Origin of the sequence: Bordetella petrii (assembly GCF_020991325.1) — a bacterium.
GTDB classification, from domain to species: Bacteria; Pseudomonadota; Gammaproteobacteria; order Burkholderiales; family Burkholderiaceae_B; genus Bordetella_A; species Bordetella_A petrii_E.
The window spans coordinates 1-1,894 of record NZ_JAJMLX010000464.1 but is presented as its reverse complement, the minus strand read 5'-3'; the positions used below and the strand labels follow the sequence as shown (position 1 = coordinate 1,894).

At 66.9% G+C, this 1,894-nt stretch carries 2 protein-coding genes; both read left to right on the top strand.

The window, feature by feature from the left end:
* Positions 1 to 854: MFS transporter (locus LPZ50_RS24580; protein ID WP_230665452.1), on the top strand; the 854-nt coding region annotated here is incomplete at its 5' end.
* Between the two features lie 144 nt (positions 855 to 998).
* Positions 999 to 1,894, top strand: an 896-nt coding sequence (locus LPZ50_RS24575) for a DUF3300 domain-containing protein (protein ID WP_230665451.1), incomplete at its 3' end; no start/stop codon positions are given.

Here is a 1,894-nt window from a genome sequence, read left to right as displayed (position 1 = left end):
TGGCCGCCGCGGCGCGTCCAGTATCGCCGGCGGCGCGCAGCCTGGCGCTGGGCATCGTATCGGCGGCGGGTTCGTTGGGCGCCATGCTGGCCGCCCCCGTGGGCCAGGCCATCATCCAGGCCTGGAACTGGCGGCTGGGCGCACTGACCTTCGTGGTGCTGGCGCTGTTCATGCTGCCAGCGGCCTGGTGGGCAGGCAAAGTCGACCGCCTGCCCAGCCCGCCCGCGCCTGCCGGGCAAGACCTGAATGCCCGGCAGGCGCTTGCCAAGGCGCTGGCGAACCTGCCCTTCATGGTCATGGCCACCGCCTACTTCGTGTGCGGCATGCAGCTGGTGTTCCTGACCACTCACCTGCCTTCTTACCTGGACCTGTGCGGCATGGATCCCATGCTGGCGGCCAAGGCACTGGCCACCATCGGCGCCTTCAATGCCCTGGGCTCGCTGTTTTTCGGCTGGGCCGGGGGGCGCTGGAACAAGCAGGCGCTGCTGGGCCTGATCTACGTGCTGCGGTCGCTGGCGTTCATCTGGTATTTCCGCACGCTGCCCACGCCCGAGACCACGCTGGTGTTCGTGGCCATCGTGGGCTTTCTGTGGCTGGGCGTGGTGCCGCTGGTGTCGGGCTGGATCGCCGAGACCTTCGGGCTGCGCTGGCAGGCCATGCTGGCGGGGGTGGCCTTCTGCAGCCACCAACTGGGCAGCTTCACGGGCGCCATCGGCGGCGGCCTGGCCTACGACCTGCTGCACAACTACACCCTGGCCTGGCAAGTCGGCGCCGGTATCGGCATCACGGCCGGCGTGGTGCAGATTCTGGTGGCCTTCGCGGCCAACCCGCGCCGGCCGCTGCCGGCCGCCTGAGCGCCGGGCCGTGGCCCGGATTGCTTGACATGACCGGGCCAGGCGATATGCTTACGCGGTAGTGTCCTGAATTCGTACAGCGTGTCCGTCCGCCCGAACAGGCGGAAATCCCACTGCAGTCTGCTTTCCTTGCAGGAGAAAAGCATGAGGCGGGTTTTACGGTATTGGCTTGTACTGCTGGCATTGCTGTTTGCCAGCCCTCCCGGCCTGGCACAGTCCAGTTTTGGCAAAGAACAGCTCGACCAGATGCTGGCGCCGGTGGCGCTGTACCCGGATTCGCTGCTGTCGCAATTGCTGATGGCAACCACTTACCCGGACGACGTGGCCGCAGCCGCTCAGTGGTCGAAACAGAACACCAGCTTAAGCGGCGACGCCGCCGTGACCGCGGTGCAGGACAAGCCCTGGGACCCCAGTGTCATGTCGCTGGCCGCGTTTCCGTCGGTGCTGGACATGATGGGGCGGCAGCCCGACTGGGTGCGCAACGTGGGCGATGCCTTCCTGGACCAGCCCGGCGACGTCATGGACTCGGTACAGCGCCTGCGCGCGCAGGCCCAGCAGGCGGGCAACCTGGCCAGCAACGAACAGCAGAAGGTGTCCACGCAGACGCAGAACGGCAGCACGGTGGTCACCATCGAGCCGGCGTCGCCCAGCGTGGTGTACGTGCCTTCGTATAACCCATCCAGCGTCTACGGCACCTGGCCCTATCCGTCGTACCCCCCCGCCTACTATCCGCCGCCGCCGGGTTCGGTATTCGCCACCGCGCTGGTCAGCGGGCTGGCGTGGGGCACGGGTGTTGCCATTACCAATTCACTGTGGGGCGATTTCGACTGGGGCCATGGTGATGTGGATATCGATGTGAACCGGTACAACAACATCAACGTGAACCGCAAGCTCGATGCCAGTCGCAACAATGTGAACTGGAACCACGACCCTGCGCGGCGCGGCAATACGCCGTACCGCAGCGACGCGACCCGGCAGCGTGTCGAGTCGCGGGGCGGCCTGCAGAACGCCGGCAATCGCCAGGTGGGCGGCGCGCAGCG